Annotated in this window: 14 protein-coding genes, 2 tRNA genes and 2 pseudogenes; 1 reads left to right on the top strand and 17 read right to left on the bottom strand. The window is 56.9% G+C overall.

The window, feature by feature from the left end:
- Positions 1 to 79: 79 nt before the first annotated feature.
- The 9 genes and pseudogenes from IPP68_03925 to IPP68_03965 all read right to left on the bottom strand — a co-directional run bounded on the left by IPP68_03925 (position 80) and on the right by IPP68_03965 (position 8664).
- A pseudogene (locus tag IPP68_03925) lies at positions 80 to 3214 on the bottom strand (type I restriction endonuclease subunit R).
- Positions 3211 to 3537 (bottom strand): restriction endonuclease, encoded by a 327-nt coding sequence (locus tag IPP68_03930; protein ID MBL0349512.1) that lies wholly within the window; start codon positions 3535 to 3537, stop codon positions 3211 to 3213. Before IPP68_03930 ends, IPP68_03925 begins: the two are co-directional and overlap by 4 nt.
- Complete coding sequence (locus IPP68_03935) at positions 3516 to 4178, bottom strand: hypothetical protein (GenBank protein MBL0349513.1); 663 nt, start codon at positions 4176 to 4178, stop codon at positions 3516 to 3518. The genes IPP68_03930 and IPP68_03935 overlap by 22 nt, the downstream gene beginning before the upstream one ends.
- Positions 4175 to 4468: a hypothetical protein gene (locus IPP68_03940; protein ID MBL0349514.1), complete on the bottom strand. Its 294-nt coding sequence runs from the start codon at positions 4466 to 4468 to the stop codon at positions 4175 to 4177. Before IPP68_03940 ends, IPP68_03935 begins: the two co-directional genes overlap by 4 nt.
- Positions 4374 to 4892, bottom strand: coding sequence for an abortive infection family protein (locus tag IPP68_03945; protein ID MBL0349515.1), 519 nt, complete (start codon positions 4890 to 4892; stop codon positions 4374 to 4376). The genes IPP68_03940 and IPP68_03945 overlap by 95 nt, the downstream gene beginning before the upstream one ends.
- The gene (locus IPP68_03950; GenBank protein ID MBL0349516.1) at positions 4892 to 6163 is read right to left on the bottom strand and encodes a restriction endonuclease subunit S; all 1272 of its coding nucleotides are present in this window, start codon (positions 6161 to 6163) and stop codon (positions 4892 to 4894) included. Before IPP68_03950 ends, IPP68_03945 begins: the two co-directional genes overlap by 1 nt.
- Before the next feature lie 87 nt (positions 6164 to 6250).
- Positions 6251 to 6925: a hypothetical protein gene (locus IPP68_03955; GenBank protein ID MBL0349517.1), complete on the bottom strand. Its 675-nt coding sequence runs from the start codon at positions 6923 to 6925 to the stop codon at positions 6251 to 6253.
- Positions 6918 to 8497: pseudogene (locus tag IPP68_03960) on the bottom strand (SAM-dependent DNA methyltransferase). Before IPP68_03960 ends, IPP68_03955 begins: the two are co-directional and overlap by 8 nt.
- Before the next feature lie 2 nt (positions 8498 to 8499).
- Positions 8500 to 8664, bottom strand: coding sequence for an Arc family DNA-binding protein (locus IPP68_03965; protein ID MBL0349518.1), 165 nt, complete (start codon positions 8662 to 8664; stop codon positions 8500 to 8502).
- 1456 nt (positions 8665 to 10120) lie between these two features.
- On the opposite strand from IPP68_03965, the gene IPP68_03970 reads away from it, so the two are divergent.
- Entirely contained in the window at positions 10121 to 11659 is a 1539-nt protein-coding gene (locus IPP68_03970; GenBank protein MBL0349519.1) for a recombinase family protein, read from the top strand.
- Here IPP68_03970 and IPP68_03975 read toward each other — a convergent pair.
- From IPP68_03975 to IPP68_04010, 8 genes are all read right to left on the bottom strand, one after another.
- A tRNA-Asp gene (locus tag IPP68_03975) sits at positions 11638 to 11715 on the bottom strand. The two genes, IPP68_03970 and IPP68_03975, sit on opposite strands and share 22 nt — an antisense overlap.
- A gap of 44 nt (positions 11716 to 11759) precedes the next feature.
- Positions 11760 to 12230, bottom strand: coding sequence for a prepilin-type N-terminal cleavage/methylation domain-containing protein (locus tag IPP68_03980; protein MBL0349520.1), 471 nt, complete (start codon positions 12228 to 12230; stop codon positions 11760 to 11762).
- A 69-nt stretch (positions 12231 to 12299) separates the two neighbouring features.
- Positions 12300 to 12371: transfer RNA gene (locus IPP68_03985), tRNA-Val, on the bottom strand.
- Positions 12372 to 12750: 379 nt separating this feature from the next.
- Complete coding sequence (locus IPP68_03990) at positions 12751 to 13677, bottom strand: hypothetical protein (protein ID MBL0349521.1); 927 nt, start codon at positions 13675 to 13677, stop codon at positions 12751 to 12753.
- Between the two features lie 2 nt (positions 13678 to 13679).
- Positions 13680 to 14348 carry an MBL fold metallo-hydrolase gene (locus tag IPP68_03995; GenBank protein ID MBL0349522.1) on the bottom strand — a complete coding sequence of 223 codons (669 nt, stop codon included), beginning with the start codon at positions 14346 to 14348 and terminating at the stop codon, positions 13680 to 13682.
- A gap of 2 nt (positions 14349 to 14350) precedes the next feature.
- Positions 14351 to 15112, bottom strand: coding sequence for a YaiO family outer membrane beta-barrel protein (gene yaiO / locus IPP68_04000; GenBank protein MBL0349523.1), 762 nt, complete (start codon positions 15110 to 15112; stop codon positions 14351 to 14353).
- Entirely contained in the window at positions 15109 to 16386 is a 1278-nt protein-coding gene (locus tag IPP68_04005) for a glycosyltransferase (protein MBL0349524.1), read from the bottom strand. Before IPP68_04005 ends, yaiO begins: the two co-directional genes overlap by 4 nt.
- 122 nt (positions 16387 to 16508) lie before the next feature.
- The gene (locus tag IPP68_04010) at positions 16509 to 17555 is read right to left on the bottom strand and encodes a HEAT repeat domain-containing protein (GenBank protein MBL0349525.1); all 1047 of its coding nucleotides are present in this window, start codon (positions 17553 to 17555) and stop codon (positions 16509 to 16511) included.

Consider the following 17555-nt stretch of genomic DNA (forward strand, 5'->3'; position numbering starts at 1 on the left):
GGGCCTTATCGGATTTTCCGTAGTATCGCTAAAGGATGGCGGGAAGCAGTGCGTCCAGCCTGGTCGCAGTTTCTCACAGTCAATTTGACCATGCCTCGGTTAGTACTTCAGCCTGTTCAAGGACGGTTTGCGTAGCTTTTTCCTGTTTATCTGGCGGATAGCCGTACTTGCGCAAAATACGTTTAACCAGCACCCGCAATTGGGCCCTTACGTCCTCTCGAATTGTCCAATCAGTCTTGACGTTGGTCCGAACGGCGGTGACAAGCTCCCTAGCAATGGTCCGCAGGGCTTCATCCCCCATGACTTTAACGGCACTGTCGTTGATTTCCAAAGCGTCATAGAAGGCGACTTCGTCATCCGTCAAGCCAAGTTCCTTCCCGCGGGCTTGGGCTGTGTTGATTTCTTTGGCCAGGCCGATCAGTTCTTCAATCACTTGCACCGTTTCTATCGCCCGATTCTGGTATTTACGGATGGATTGCTCCAACATTTCCGCAAAGGACCGGGCTTGGACAACGTTTTTCTTTCGACGGGTTTGAATTTCGCCCATCAACAACTTTCTTAGGAGTTCCACAGCCAAATTCTTTTGGGGCATGTCCCGCACTTCCGCCAAGAATTGCTCCGATAAAATAGATATGTCCGGCCTGGTCAATCCAGCCGCTTTGAAAATATCAACCACCCCGTCCGAAGTCACCGCACGGGAAACAATTTGCCGCACCGCCAAGTCCAGCTCCTCCTCTGTTTTTGCGGTATCGGCAACTTTTTTCGCCAAGACAGAGCGAACGGCCTGAAAGAAGGCCACATCGTCCCGAATTTTTAGGGCTTCTTCGTGGGGAACAGCCAAAGCGAAGGCAAGAGAGAGTTCCCTCACCGCCGAAAGGCACCTCTGTTTCCCGTCCTTTTGGGCCAGGATATGCTCTTGAGCGGCGGGTAAAAGACCAAGCCGCTCGGCGGGCGTCCCCTTATTCCATCTCTCCCAATTGAATCCGTGAAAGAGTCCGCAACAAATTTCATACTTCTCAAGCATGACGGCCACGGCTTCCCTTTGCTCAATGGCCGTCCGGCCGGTTCCGCCGCTTTCCGTGTAGGTGGCCAGGGCCTGCTTTAATTCGTGGCCCAACCCCAGGTAGTCCACCACCAATCCGCCGGGCTTGTCCTGGAACACCCGGTTCACTCGGGCAATGGCCTGCATCAGGCCATGCCCCCGCATGGGCTTGTCAACGTACATGGTGTGAAGCGACGGGGCATCAAACCCGGTCAGCCACATGTCCCTCACGATGGCTATCTGCAGGGGGTCCCTGGGGTTTCGGAAGCGTTTCGCCAATTCCTCCCGTCGAGGCTTGTTTCGCACGTGGGGCTGCCAGTCCAGGGGATCTGTGGCAGAACCTGTCATGATTATTGTCATGATCCCCTTTTCATCGGCCTGATCCGCCCAGCTAGGCCGCAATTTGGCGATTTCGCGGAAAAGGTCCATGCAAATCCGCCGGCTCATGCAGACAATCATCGCCTTGCCGTTCATAACCTCAAGCCGCTTTTCAAAATGGTCAACCATGTCCCTGGCCACCAGTTTCAGCCGCTTTTCTGCCCCGACCACCGACTCCAATTGTGCCCATTTCGTCCGAAGGCGCTCCCGGCGTTCGGTTTCCTCCCCCTCCGTCACTTCCTCAAACTGGGGATCAATCCTGGGCCGTTCCGTTTCGTTTAGGTCCAACTTCGCAAGGCGGCTTTCGTAATATATGGGAACGGTTGCCTTGTCTTCCACGGCCCGTTGAATGTCGTAAACGCTGATATATTCTCCAAACACGGAGCGAGTATTGGCATCAGCCTTTTCAATGGGCGTACCTGTAAACCCGATAAATGAAGCGTTCGGCAGGGCGTCCCGCATGTGCCGGGCGAAACCGTCAATAAAATCGTATTGGCTCCGGTGGGCCTCATCGGCGATGACGACGATGTTCCTCCGTTCCGAAAGGGGTGGAAATTTTCCCCCCTTTTCTTCCGGAAAAATTTCTGGATGGTTGTGAAAACAACCCCGCCCGCGTCCACCGTAAGCTTTTCTCTTCAAGTCATCCCGGTCCGCCGCCTGCACCGGCGGTTGCCTGAGCAAGTCCTGGCATAGGGAAAGGTGCCAAAAAGCTGGTCGTCCAAATCGTTCCGGTCTGTCAAAACAACGATGGTTGGGTTTCCCATATTCGGGTCACGTATCACCCTCCCAGCGAAAAAGCCATAGTCAGGCTCTTGCCGGAACCCTGGGTATGCCAAACCACTCCGATGCGCCGGTCCCCCGCGCGCCCCCCGGTTGACGTTGGGACGAATAACCCTCCGACGCGGTGGGCCGTTCCGCCCATCCGCCCTGGCCCGAGGCCCGAAGGGTTTCCTCCACCGCCACATTGACGGCATGGAATTGATGGTACCCCGCCATTTTCTTAGTCACGGCTCCCGCGCCGGAATCTTCAAATACAATAAAGTCTCTAATCAGGGAAAGGAAACGCTTTTTGTCAAAAACTCCTTCGGTTAAAACCTGCAATTCCGGCGTTGCTTTGTCGGCCAGTTTTTCACCTGTAATGGTGCGCCAGGGTTTAAACCATTCCCGCCCGGCGCCGATGGTTCCCAACCGCGCCTCCACCCCATCGGAAATTACCATCGCCGCGTTATAGGCAAAAAGGGATGGGATTTCATTTTGGTAGGTTTGCAACTGCTGATAGGCGGACCAAATGGTGGCGTTCTCGTCCGCAGGGTTTTTGAGTTCAATGACCGCCAGGGGAAGGCCGTTCACGAACAGCACGACATCCGGCCGACGGTTGCACTTGTTCTCAATGACGGTGAATTGGTTCACCGCCAGCCAGTCGTTATTGCCGGGGTTATCAAAATCAATCACCTTGACCTGCGCCCCACCCACGGAACCGTCCTTCCGCTTGTATTCGACGTTAACTCCATCCACCAACATTCGATGCATGGCCCGGTTGCGGTAAAGTAAATCCGGCCCCCCCGGGCGGGTCAGTTTGCGGAAAGTGTCATCCAATACTTCTGTGGGGAGCTTTGGGTTGAACTGCGCCAACGCATCGCGCAACCGTTGTGACAGGGTGGGCTGGGCATAATCACCGCGCTCGGCGGCGGCCTCTCCTGGTGCAATCTTCGCACCGTTCAAAACCTTTATGCCGGCGCTTTCGAGCCAAGCGAGCGTGGCCTGCTCAACCACAGATTCCGCAAATGGGGTCATTCCCGAACCAATCCTGGCTTAAGTCCTAACCGTTCCCGAAACTCTGAGGGAATGTCCTCCCAGTGCTCGATCAGAAGGTCAACAAGTTGCCGTCCGTTAACAAGTCCGATCCTTGGGAAACCTGGTGCGAGCGCCACCCCCGCGGCAGCGGATTGATAGTCCGCGGTTGTAATGAAGGCTCCCTGGCCATTCGATGGAATTGAGGATCGAAGTTGCTTGACAACGCTCGCGTTCACTTTTGAACCAAGCTTGTATCGCTTGGCCTGCACAAAAACCTTCACCTTCGCCAAGTTAGCGACATTTAGCTCACCGGTAGCGTCCACCCCACCATCACCGGTTTTGCGGTTACTTCAGAACCCTCAAATCCAAGAGCTGTGAGTAAATGTCCGACAAGTATCTCGAATTCCTTGTCATCGAGCTCCAGCACCTGTTCGAGCACTACGCGGTAGGGATCGTATTGCGCGGTGGCCTTTGGGGCGGCACCCGCGTGACCAATGGCGGAAAGAAATTCTTCGCGTTGCGAAATAGCAAAAACAGTTAATGAGGATCGGATAGTGTTCTGGAAGGGAACTGAAAAATCACCCCGCTTCAATCGCTCTTTCGCCCAGGCAACCCTTCGCCGATGTCGGTAGGGGCATCCGTCATTGCCCGCGGCGAAAAAATAGGACGGGCTGGCCTCAACTTTCCCGTAATGCACCCATTCCGTGTCAGGGGACGGTGTGATCACATAATCACCTGGTTGAATTTCCAAAAGAAAACGAGCTATCTGGCCCACCTGCTGGCCAATAACGATGTTGCTTATGTCCGCCGGGTGGGCCGCTTTGTAGAGTGGGTAAAGCTGATCACGTGTGGATACTGCCGAAAGGTCTGTATTGGCCATCCAGCCGATCGCAACATATCCACCTTCAACAAATTGTTGAGTATAAGTCCCGAAATCTGCTCGAACGCACCAGACGCTAGTCATGATGTCTTCCCAGGGGGTCCGCTTTTTTCACGTTTGCTTTTAGCGTCCTCCCGATCCAAATTAAACTCAGCCAAGTACACGCGATAACTCTCCGGCTCCATTTGGAAGAGCACCTCACTCGGCTGGAATTCGACATCGTAGATGCGAATCATTTCATGGGCTTCATCAATGGATTCGTTGAATTCAGGGTTGTTCTCAAACAGCGCCAGCGCTAACGGCGGCGCTGCACGATCCTGCCGATGGACGCGATAAAGAAATCCCACGATGGTGTCTGCCGCCCCAGCGGCCATTAGTGCCCTGAACGGTCTCCATTTGGGGACGCGGTGTTGCAGCCCCATGCGACGCAAAATTACACTTATTGCGCAGTTCGCAAATCCCTTGAATCACAGTGTTTAGGCCGCTGAGTGTTCGCCGCAGGCTCACCCCTGTTTCAGTTTCCCCGCTCGCGGTCGGTGGTAAAAAGGGTAGGTTTGTTGAAGCGATCTTAAATAACCTCGGCAGATCGTCGGTCTCACTAAATGCGATCGATAGTTCAGTTAGCACCACTTTACACACGCTCTCTACAAGCGTTTTGGCAAGGTCGAATGCCAGTCCTGGATTCTCAACCACCGATTGCTCAATAGACTTGACTTGCTGCTCAATGTGCGCCAGGCCACCGGCAATTGCGTCCCGAGCTCCATGCATCACGAAAGGGGAGGTTATCGCTTCAGGCATCAGACCTCTCTCCCAATATACTTCTCCGCGTCCTTCAATCGAAGCTCACCGGAAATGAGTTTTGGCAACAGTGCGTCGCGCAAATCAGCAAGTGTGCGAGATTCTTTTTTCTTGGTGACGATGCTGTCGTACCAAGGCTGACAAATTCTGTTGAATTGGTCTGCGATATTCGGGGGAGGTAAAATGACTCTGAAAAGGTCTATGTCGGTTTTTCCAAGATGAATAACGGTTGTAGCAGTCTCAGTTGCCTCAATATGACTGAGGAGCGGGATAATTGTATTCCGCACGAATGCGGCGCTCCAACCTGGTTTAGGTGTAAACACACAGACTCGCTGATTGACCCAGCCTTCATCCCCACCCCACAAGTACGCTCGGAACTCACCGTCCATGCCAACCACAATATCTCCAGGTCTAGCCTTGTAGCCCTTCGGGTGCACTTCTGTGGTCCATACTCCCGGAGATTCGTCTGAAAGATCGCGAATGCGTATTAACGGCTCGCCAACCCCATCACTTCTAAATTTATCAGATGCAAAGGGAGCACCGTAAAGGACATCCGCAATCTCGTAGATATTAGAAATGCTCCACCCTTGCGGAATCAATCCAAGTTCAGAGTCTTGGAAAACACCAGGGAAGAGATTTGCGAATCCTCTGGGGAGGCCGGTGTCGCGGCCGGAAGCTTTGGCGCGGACGGGATCGAAGTCCACTAACCAAGACTTGAACAGTGCCTGTGCCATCCCCTCCAACGTCTCATTCATCCTTCGGTTCAGCTCAATCTTATCGTCAAGCGCGCCAAGGATTTTAGCAATGGCGCTTTGTTCAACGAGCGGAGGAATTGGCACCTCAAGATGATCGAGCGTCTCAGATGGAACACGTTGTCGGCCTGACGTGCCGGTCATCTGGCTAATTGCATATCCGCTGACACCATCCCACTTTGTTAGGTAGTAGGCGTAATCCGTCTCGCTTACCCCCTCGCGGCCACGGATCACTATAAACTCAGTTGAGCCGTGTGCTGTCTCCCCCGACTCACCGGTGTAGCGAGCAATCTTTCCATTCTCAAGACAGGGCGTAATTCGGGCCATTAACGTGTCGCCTATCGCGAAGCGCGAGCCTCCGCCGTCAAATTGCCGTTCTTCGCTCGCAAAAGCAGAGCGTGAACCAGCGCTGACTGCGCCCATGTCAACAAATGGGTAAGTTGTTCCGCGCTTGAGCTGCACCCGTGGGTTTACCGTGACAGCTTGACTAAATGGCGTCACTCGCCATTCACCCGCCATATCCAGGCTCCTTCAGATCGGCGGCATTGGTGGGGGCGAATTTAGTGAGTGCGCTCTGCTCATTAACCGAACCCATAGTCTTCCCCATCAGAGAAATCCTGAAATTAGCCCGGCAACTTTGGCGACAAGAGTCACGCAACTATTGATAGTGGCTGCACTCTTGATTGTTTCCCAAGCTGCCTTGATAATTCCCCGATTGGGCTCAGGTTTCGCAAGTTGAGACTGAATCGTTTCAATGTCAGCAACGAGGCCCATCTTCTGGGCTTCTGGTGCTTCGGACTGCGTGATTGCATCGCGGAGCTCTGCCAAGGCTCCTCCAAGGTCGCCAAATTTGGCATTAATTTGGTTTCCATCGCCTAGAGTAATGATGTTCTGACCTGTCGCATCGATCTTGATTCCATGAAATTTAGGCATTGTGAACTCTCCGGGGCCTTCGATTTTGTCGATCCCTGGGGCCGTAATCACGTAAAAGGTCGTGGGGGATGGAATCACCGTTCCTCCTGGAGCGGTGAAGGATTTTACTACCGTGTCATCTTTCACCCACCCTTGGCTGATAAGGTATGTAAGGTTGGATTGAACTTCTTGTTGCGTTAGACCACTCGTCGCTTTAAGTTCCTTTTTCACGTCACTAATTTTAACAGCTGATCCTTTCTTTCCCCGGGCACTGGTTGCATTCTTATTCCGGTCGTAGAAATATTGAAGCATGATGCGCCTGATTTCCGTATTAGATGGCGGTATGCGTGCCGCATCTTTTTTAGTCATAACCAAGCCCTTTCAAGTTGGCGGCTATGGCGGCGTCGAGTTTTTTTGCTTTGGCCTGATGAGCCATTAGATCGGCTGTTAGGCGTTTCATCTTCTCCTCGAATGGCTCGCCATCGTCTTCAACGGCTTCGGTGCCCACGTAGCGGCCGGGGGTTAAAACGTGCCCATGTTTTTGAATCTCCGCAAGTTTTACCGATTTACAGAAGCCGGCCTTGTCTTTATATTTCCCAGCCCCTTTCTCTCCCCGCCAGGCATGATAGGTTTGTGCAACAAACTGGACATCCTCATCGGTTAATTCTCGATGGGTGCGGTCCGCCATCCGACCCATTTTCCGAGTGTCGATGAATAGCACCTCCTTTCGCCGGTCCCGGTGGCCGTGGTCCTTTTTGTCTCGCGAGAGGAACCAGAGGCAAGCGGGGATTTGCGTGGAGTAGAAAAGCTGGCCGGGCAGCGCCACCATGCAATCCACCAAGTCCGCTTCGATGATTTTTTTTCGTATTTCTCCTTCCCCCGATTGGTTAGAGGACATGGACCCGTTCGCCAAAACGAACCCTGCAACGCCCATGGGCGACAAGTGATGAATAATGTGTTGCACCCAGGCAAAGTTGGCGTTCCCCGGTGGTGGCGGCCCATAGGCCCAACGCCTATCGCCTTTCAAAAGTTCGCCCCGCCAATCACTGACGTTAAATGGAGGGTTGGCTAGGATGAAGTCCGCCCGCAGGTCCGGGAAGCGATCGTTATGAAATGTGTCTCCGTGGGCGATTTGTCCATCTATCCCACGAAGGGCAAGGTTCATTTTCGCCAGGCGCCAGGTGGTGTAGTTGCTCTCCTGCCCATAAATACTGATGTCCCCTTTGGCCTTGCCACCATTGCCATTTCCGTTGGCATGGGCTCGAATGAAATCCACCGACTGCACAAACATGCCGGATGACCCACAGCAAGGGTCGTAGACGCGGCCCTTATAGGGCTCCAACATTTCAACCAAAACTTTGACCACGCAACGAGGGGTATAGAATTCCCCACCCTTTTTCCCCTCGGCGCTGGCGAATTGGGATAAAAAATATTCGTAGACCCGGCCCAATACGTCCTTGGCCTGGCTGGCCTTATCGCCCACCTGAATATTGGAAACAAGGTCAATGAGTTGCCCAAGTCGTGTTTTATCCAGGGCAGGGCGGGCGAAGTCCCTCGGTAGGACGCCCTTTAACGAAGGGTTGTCCCGCTCTATGCCTAACATGGCATTGTCCACGATTTCACCAATGGTGGTTTGTTTTGCCTGGGCTTTCAGATGGGCCCAACGCGCCTCCGGTGGAACCCAAAAAACATTGACCGCCCGGTATTCGTCCTGGTCGTCGGGATTGGCGCCCTTGGCGGAGTCGCGGCTCAACTTCGCGCGTTGTTCCTCAAAGGCGTCGGAAATATATTTGAGAAATATTAAACCCAGGGTCACATGCTTGTATTCCCCCCCGGATCCATACTACCCCGCAAAGCGTCCGCCGCCTGCCACAGCTTGGCCTCAAACCCGATATTGGCCGACGTGGTTTCTTCTTTTTTGGATATCGCCTTGCGTCCCATGATTATGCTTTCCCCGTTTCATGGCCCAAGGCTTTTTCCAACAACACAACCACTTCCGAGCTAACGGATCGTCGATCTTTGTCGGCTTTTTCCTTGATCTTCTTCAAAAGTTCTTTAGGAAGATAAGCCGCGACATGGGTCAAATCTTTTGTTGATTTTTGCCTCAATTAACCCTCCCCCAACTTGCTAAATATATCGTTGTGTAATACAATATTACATAACGTTAAAAAACGTATCATATTAAACAAAGACATTCTATTTCAATTGGTTTGAAGAAACAATACTGCAAAAATCACCCACAAACCCGCCACGTTCCACATGTCGGGCTTTGTGGGCTGAAAGATTGAAAACGAGAAGCATGCGCGCGCGAGAAGGAGAGGGAGGGGCAGACCTTGGGGGCATTGGGGTGCCGAGCCCCGGAGCGGACAGCGTTCCCCTCACCAGTGTGGAGTGGCCCCGCGCCGGGCGACCTGTCCGCCAGCAAATGCCTGTTTGCGGCAACAACCGAGCCTGAGTGCGGGCCGCGGACTTACTCCGAAGCGGGGTTTTGTTCTAGCGGAGGGATAACGATACAATCGCCGGGGCGACCGAGCGAGCCAGTGCGGCGGCGTTTCTCCGCCGCGCGGCGAGCGCCCTGGGGTGAAACGACCCAACCGAAGCAGTCAGCGTCAGGGGGTTTTCCGGGGGAAGCGAATCAACCGGAGCCGGTTTGGAACAGATTACCGGAGTGTGCGCCGTCCAGCCGCGCGGGCGGCGGAGCGAGTTGGCCCCGCGCGGGTTCGTCGTGCGGGGCCGACGAGCGACCAAGGGGGCGGACGACGTTCGGGTTTTCTCCCCGGAAGCGTCCCGACCGGAGCGGTCTTTTCAGCGGGGGCGGGTTTGGGTTTTTCGGGGGCGACAATGGGCGGCTCTGGTTTTCGAGCCCGAGAGGTCGTGGCCGCCGCGCCAAGGTCAATGTCCAATGCGTCTCTGTCTCTACACCGTGGAGGATAAATAGAGTGGCTCCCGCGTAGCGCGCGATAGCGGTCGACGGTCAAAAAGAGGATGAGAAGGAAAAGGTAGGGCGGCCTTGCGGGGTGGCCCTCCAGGCATTTTCCTCGCCTCCCACGGCTCGGTCAGAGTCCGCGCGGGTAACCTCAAACCCGTCTACGGGGGAGGGGCCGCCTCCAGCCGCTTCACGGGGTATTCCCCGGTCAGGTCATAGTTTTCCCAATAGTTGTGGGAAAGGTTTGGGAAGGAAAGCGGGATCACAATCGGCGGCCCAACGTAAACCCCGCCATTTACGTAAGCATCGAACGAAGGAAAAGGGTCTGACTGCGATAAGCGGTTGGACTCTTTTCTTTTTAAGGCGGGCGGGCAAGCGGGCGGGGCGGCGGGCAGAGTCGCGGCGGCGGAGTCACTCCATTTTGCAGTTCTCCGACGGGCGGGCGGCCAATGCGGAAGTCTACACACACCCTCTTTGGAGTAACGAATCTGTTGAATGTGCCCACGAACCCCCAGGCTTTTTTCGATTCCAAACCCGCGCGCGCAACCCCAAGGTGGTTCCCCTCTCCCGGCCTCTCCCCGTCGGGGCAAGGAGAACATCATTTTGGTTGAAAGCGCTTTCTACGGAGGAAAACCAAAATGCCAACGTCAAATACGCCAAAGATTGACGCACACGGAAATCAAAAGCCCACTGTTGCCGTAAAGACTGACGCCCCCGAAAAGCAGAGGCCCACCCGGTGCGCCATTTATACCCGGGTTTCCACGGACCAACAAGCTGAACTGGAGTATAACTCCTGTGAGGCCCAGGAAGACCGCATCCGCTCCTTTATAGCCAGCCAGGAGGGTTTCGTTGTCGGTGGCGTCTACACCGATCCCGGTTATACGGGCGCAAACACGGATCGGCCAGGGCTTCGTCATGCCATCTCTGATGTCCAGGCGGGCCTCATTGATATGGTTATCGTCTATAAAATTGACCGTCTGACTCGATCTCCCCGTGATTTCTATCAGTTGATAGAGGTTTTCGAGGCCCACAAGGTTGGGTTTATTTCCGTGACGGAGCGTTTTGACACCTCGACGCCCGCCGGCCGATTATTGAGGAACATCATGTTGACCTTCGCCCAATTCGAGCGGGAATTGTCCTCGGAGCGGGTCAGGGACAAGGTTGTTCAACGATTTAAACGTGGGTTATATGTCGGCGGTTGTCCCGCCCACGGGTATAAGGCGGAAAAGGGCGGGCTGGCCCTTGATCCTCCTAGGGATGAGGAGGTTCGGCTAATCTTTGAAACCTACGTCAAAACGCGCTCGATCCGGGGTGTTCTTAGGGCATTGAAGGAAAAGGGGATCGTCTCTCGCAAAGGAAATCCCTTCACGGATTCAACCGTTTGGCACATGCTCAAGAAACGCATCTATACCGGCGCTGTGGTCCATAAAGGGGCGACTCATCCCGGCCAGCACCCGGCGATTATCTCGAAAGAGCTTTTTGACCATGTTCAGGAAATTATCAGCAAGGGACCGCGCCGGGGGCCGGACCATTCGATCCTCCTTCCTTACGCCGGACTTATTAGCTGTGAGGAGTGCGGATCATCCATGACGGTGGCCTTCACCAATAAGGTCACCAAGAGAGGGCAAGGGAGAAAATATTACTACTACCGCTGTTCCACCATCGGCCACAAGGGATGGAACTCTTGCGCCACAAAACAGATCGGAGCGGACCGGTTCCATGAAACGATCCAGAGAAATATCCATCGCATATCCATGGACCCGGACTATTTGGAAAACCTGCTCTTTAAGGTTAAAATACAAACCCAATCTGTTGACTCGGCGGGATATGAACCCTCCCGCCAGGAGGAGGGTTTAACGGTCCAAAACGTCCAAAATCATTTACAAGGATTTTTGAGAATATGCGCGCGCAAACCCGGAATCGAAAAAAGCCTGGGGGTTCGTGGGCACATTCAACAGATTCGTTACTCCAAAAAGAGGGTGTGTGTAGACTTCCGCATTGGCCGCCCGCCCGTCGGAGAACTGCAAAATGGAGTGACTCCCGCCGCCGCGACTCTGCCCGCCGCCCCGCCCGCTTGCCCGCCCGCCTTAAAAAGAAAAGAGTCCAACCGCTTATCGCAGTCAGACCCTTTTCCTTCGTTCGATGCTTACGTAAATGGCGGGGTCGACGGGATTTGAACCCGCGGTCTCCGCCTTGACAGGGCGGCGTGTTAACCGAGCTACACCACGACCCCAAAATGGATGCTTGTTCTTGGGACCGGTATTATACACGAATTGGTCAATAATTGGACCAGGTTGAACTTCGTGTGTCGGTGTGGGTGCAACCGATCCACAACTGCCCTTGAGTTCCGGCGCCCCCCATGGACGGCGGCCAATTCCAATAACGCCAAAGCGGCTGCATGGCCATATCCGAAAATATCGCCGCCGACCCCAGAGCGCCATTATTGCCCACGCCGGCCATTGAATCATGATAAGGAGGAATGGCGGTGACCGGAATTTCGTTAAGATACATCCCGCCGATGGTCAGGGCGCTTAAATCATCCCCAGGGTAAATTCCTTCATTGTTCGAATAATAGATGGAAATGGCCGACCGCATCGATCCCAATTGCCCTTTCACAGAAGCCTCTTTGGATTTTCGCACGAGTTCCGCAAACTTCGGAATGGCGATGGCGGCCAACAGACCAATGATGGCGACGACAATCATGAGTTCGATGAGAGTGAATCCACGGAGGGGAGAGCGAGCCCACATGGAACAAATATAACAGGCGACGCCCCAGTTTTCAAGACGTTCCCGGCGGGACGAATCCAACGGAAAAATTGGGCGGTGCAGGATTTGAACCTGCGACCCTTCGCGTGTAAGGCGAACGCTCTACCGCTGAGCTAACCGCCCGAAAACTGTGCTGTTGCGGGCCCCGCTGCCCCGTCCAAATTCGACGGGGCGTGCGTCCTCGTTCGGTCCGGCGGGTCCGAACTCCGGGCGCCGAGCTAACCGCCCGAAAACTGTGCTGTTGCGGGCCCCGCTGCCCCGTCCAAATTCGACGGGGCGTGCGTCCTCGTTCGGTCCGGCGGGTCCGAACTCCGGGCGCCGAGCTAACCGCCCGAAAACTGTGCTGTTGCGGGCCCCGCTGCCCCGTCCAAATTCGACGGGGCGTGCGTCCTCGTTCGGTCCGGCGGGTCCGAACTCCGGGCGCCGAGCTAACCGCCCAAAAATGGTCGATATCGGCGACCCCGATAGAGCGACGGTCCCCGTTGCCCCCGGCGATCGCACGTCATTCCGGGGGCAGATTGGGAAAAGGGACAACGTGTCCCGCCACCGTTCCGGCGCGTGACGGGAAGTCCAAGGATTGACCGACGGCGGACATTTCCCGCCGAAGCAAGGCCAGACCCAAAGGCGCCCGCAACGCGGGCGACTCAACGACGGTGGTCAGGCGGCCCACTTCCTCCCCCTTGCACTGGACCGCCGTTCCCGCCTTCACGGGGCCCGCCAATTTAATGGCGCGCAAGCAACGGGGGGCGGGGCCCAGGACCTGCAAACGCCGGACGCTTTCTTGGCCGACGTAACAGCTTTTTTTCTTCGACACGAGATCGTCGAGATGGATTTCCATCGGGGATACATCGCGCGGAGCGTCCACGCTCAATTTGGCGACCCCGCCTTCCACCCGGAAGACCTCGAACGTTTCGGGCGACAGCACGCCGTCCGGAAAACCCTTGCCGAGGATCGCGGGCAAAAGAGCCAGCGCCTCCTCCGTGGGAACCACGCAGAGATACCCTTCCACCCCCAGCAGGCGGGAGTCAACGTGAAAGGCCTTGGGAAGAGCGTTGACCCGAACATCCGCTTGGGCGCCCGTTAAGAAAACAGCCACCCATCCGGTCATTTGCTCAAAACGGTGCTCCGACAATCCGGCGTATTTCGCCATGTTTTCGCGAAACCCGGCGGCCCCGCCGGTCGGAGTCAAAAGAAGCATTTCGTGACCGCGATTGTGGACAAAAACCGGAGAGATCAATCGGCCTTGCGCCGAGAGCAAACAGGTCAAGGTTCCGTGCCCGGGCGACAAGGCGGCGACGTCGCTGCTCAGGAGATCGTTGAGGAACGGCCCCAGGTCCGAGCCGATAAGATGAAAAATACTTAACGGGGCCAACCCCGCGCCCGCCCCCAACGTGAGATGGTCGAAAATAGAAAAGGGGAGCGGCGTCACGGTCAAAACCCGAGTTTCTCGAGAAATTCGTCCAAACGATGAACACTGAGAAAACGATTCTCTTTTTTTTCCTCCCGCAGGGTGCTTTGCGTGCCCCGCGAGGAATAATTGTGCCCGGGAAATAAAATCGTATCCTCCGGCAATTTGGCCAACACCCCGTTGAGCGTCTCAAACAATTCGTGCGGATTCCCCCCCGGCAGATCGCACCGGCCGCAGGTCCCCAGAAACAGCGTATCGCCGCTCAACAAGCGTCCATCCACCAGGAAGCATTGGGAACCGGGGGTGTGCCCGGGGGTGTGCAGAATCGTCAGGCGGGTCGATCCAAGGCTCAGGGTGTCGCCGCCCTTCACCGGACGCACGTGGTCCTTCGGCAAATCCCAAAACAGGCCCCGGGGAGCTCCCTTTTCAAGGTATTCCAATTCCCGCGGTTGAACGTACAGGGGGATGTTGCGGCCGGCCAAGAGGGTTTCGACGGCGTTGCAGTGATCGAAATGACTGTGGCTGATCAGGGCGCCGTCCACGGAATAACCGTCGGCGGCGGCGATGTCCAAGGCGGTTTTAACGTCCCAGGCGGGATCGACGATCCAACATTTCTTGACGGTCGGGTCCCCCACCAAATAACAGAAGTTTTCCATGGGGCCCACGGGAATTTGACGAAGATAAGGAGGCATGGTTAGTCATTGTATCGCACAAAGACCTGCAGGGAAAAGCCTTTTCTGGGGGGCAGATGGATTTCGTCTTCCAACATCAACGTCCCCGAAAGGCCGAACCAATCCCGGACCAACAACTGCAGGCGGGCGTGGGCGTAGGTGGACTGATCCCCCGTGGCGCCGGGGGTAAAGGCCCCGACGGCCGAATGGCTCGTTCGTCCCAGCGTCAGCTGGACGAATTCGTCTTCGTTGCCGCCGTAACGCCGAATGACAAATTCGCGTGAAACGCCGACCCCGTCCCGGGACGGAACCCACGTGACGCGCGACTGCCCATACCACTCGTTGTAATATTTCGCGAGGGAGAGGCTGTACAAATCCACGTTGTCCCCCACGAAACTCATGTGGCGCGCCCGGGCCGAAGCCTCCCATTGATGTCCGAACCCCTGGTAAAGCTCAAAAAAACCGTCGGCTTTGGGGAGGATCTGGACTTTTCGGGTGGCTTGCACGCGCAAATTCGTGTACGCCCGGGGCCACACGCTCACATACGTGTCGACGACCGCCGCGTTGTCGCTTTGGGTAAAACGCGCGACCCGATCGACGCCCAGCGAGAGGGAATCCCCCCGGGCCGTCATCCGTTTGGCGGAAAAGGAGGACGTGTACCAACCCGTTCGGCCCGAGGCGTAATTCTGTTGCTCGGTGCCGGCCTTGGTTTCCCAATAGCCGGCGTCCCGCGCCCAGAGTCCCGACGGGACCGCGAAGGCCGCGAGGATCCACCAGCGGTTCACGCGGGGCCTCGCGCAAACCCCAATCGGGGATTCCCCCCCCACCGCTTGACGCCCCGAACCGCGGACCAAAGACCTTTCAACCTCCACCACATGCCCAATTGGCGGTAGCCCACGTTTTCGATCAAGGCCAACAAAAACAACAACGCGTAATCCCGAAAACGATGGTAGCGGTGAAACGAGAGCTCCTCCAGCGCCACCGTCAGGATCGAAAGGGCCATGCCGAAAGCGAAGGCGGACAGACCGAACGCCGCGGAAAAGGCGAGAGAGACCCGATGCTCCCAAAGGGCCCATCCGAACACCACGAACCCCCCCAATTCCATCACGGGCCCCAGCATCTCGAGAAAAAAGAAATAGGGAAAGGCGAACATTCCCACCGCCCCGTAACGGGGATTGAAAAGCATTCGCGTGTGGCGGACCAGGGTTTGGGCCAATCCCCGTTGCCACCGGTCGCGCTGACGGGCCAGGGCGCCGTAGGTTTCGGGGCATTCCGTCCAGGCGACGGGGTCCGGAAGGAAGGTGATGCGGTAAGGGCGGCGGCGTTCCCGGCAATGCCGGTGGAGACGCACCACCAATTCCATGTCCTCCCCGACCGTGGTCGTGGAGAAACCGCCGGCGTCGATCACCGTTTCCCGTCGAAACAAACCGAAGGCCCCCGAAATGATCAGCAACGCGTTCATCGCGTCCCACCCCATTCGACCCGTTAAAAAAGCCCGAAGATATTCCAACACCTGAAAGCGCGGCAGCAACGCGCTCGGCAGTCGCACGTCGACCACTTGCCCCCCCTGGAATCGGCAGCCGTTGGCGATGCGCACGATGCCCCCCACCGCCACCGTCCGGTCGTCCTCCACGAACGGACGGACGATCCGGGTGAGGGCGTCCCGCTCCAACAAACAGTCGGCGTCGATGGCGCAGAACAGCGCCGTCCGGCAGAAATTGATTCCGGCGTTCAACGCGTCCGCTTTGCCGCCGTTGTCCTTGTCGATCACCCACAATTTGTCGTTCACCGCGCTGCGGTAAGTGCCCCGCACGCTCGCGGTCGGAATCGAAGCCATCGGAAACCGCCCGGTGGGTTTGAGCGCAAAGGCGCGGGTCAAGGCGTCGAGCGTCCCGTCGGTCGAACCGTCGTTGATCACCACGATTTCGTAGGACGCGTATTCCAGCGTCAACAGGGAGCGGAGGGAGCCGACGCACGTTTGTTCCTCGTTGTGCGCCGGCTGCAAGATGGTGATGGACGGGGGATCGCCCCGTCGAACGAAATCGTCCACCGCGTCCATCCATTTAAAGCGGCGGTGGTAGCGGCGAAGGCTCCCGATGGCGATCATGGCCGTGGCCAATTGCACCGTGTTGAGGATTAAAAAATAGAGCAGGACCATTCCGCCCGCCACGTCGAACCACGTCACGACACGCCCTCCAATTCCAGGCCCAAGGGCCGAAGCCGGGCGTCGCCGAGGATCCTGGACTTGAGCGCGGCGCCGCCCCGGAGGCGGCGGAGGCCTTCCGCCGCGCGCCAGGCCACCCAGGGCGAGGGATCCTGAAGGGCGGCGTCGAACAATTCGGCGTCGCTGGAGTTTCCGATCACCATCAAAGCGGCCAAAGCCAGGGACCTTATTTCCGAATGCTCGGAGGCGACCAGGGGACGAACCAGGGGACGGTGTTCGGGTCGCCCGTAGGCCGCCAGAAGACGAAGAGCGACCACCGCCACCCCCGTGTCGCTGGTCTGATGGAGAACCCGGGCGGCGGCGTCGGCCGATTCCAGGTCGCGCAATTCGCGGAGCGCCAGCCCCATCACCCGCCGGGTCCACGGGGAACGTTGCGGCGATTCAAAAAGGCGCCGGCACTCCGACGTCATCCCGGGTCCGAGGCGCGCGATGGTGTGGGCCCAAAAATGCGGGTTCCACCGCTCGTAGCGGTCGAGATGGTTCAGTATATCCAGCGCCGCGGCGGGGTCGCGCGTTCCGGCCAAGGCGAAAGCCGCGCTTAAGGACACCAGGGGGGCGGGATCGGCCAAAGCCGCGGCCACGGCGCGATGGCGGGTTCCCCGTCCAAAAACCCCCAAAGCGCGGACCGCCCACGCCCGTTCTTCGGGGTCCCGGGCTCGGAGAGACAACTCCACCCAGGGAAGGTGGGGTTCGGCCAATTCCCCCAGGTCGCGATGGCGTCCACCCCGCAAGGCCGCGGCGTAGGTCAATAGAAATTCAAGAAAGTACCGGGTTTCGCCGGGTCGCACCCGGCCCGGCGTTTTTCCGGAACCGCCGTCCCCGAAATCGTTCATCCAGCGGGTCTCCCACCGCGCGAACAACCGGGTCCGTCGACGTTCTCTCTGGGCCCCCGCCAGTCGGGACAAGACGGCAAAAAAGGCCAGACCGCTGGCCCCCACCACCAACGCCAAAGCGCCGAAACCCACCGCCCACAACAACGGCTCGAACACCGTCGGGGCATTCAC

Source organism: Elusimicrobiota bacterium, assembly GCA_016722575.1.
Classification (GTDB): Bacteria; Elusimicrobiota; Elusimicrobia; order FEN-1173; family FEN-1173; genus JADKIY01.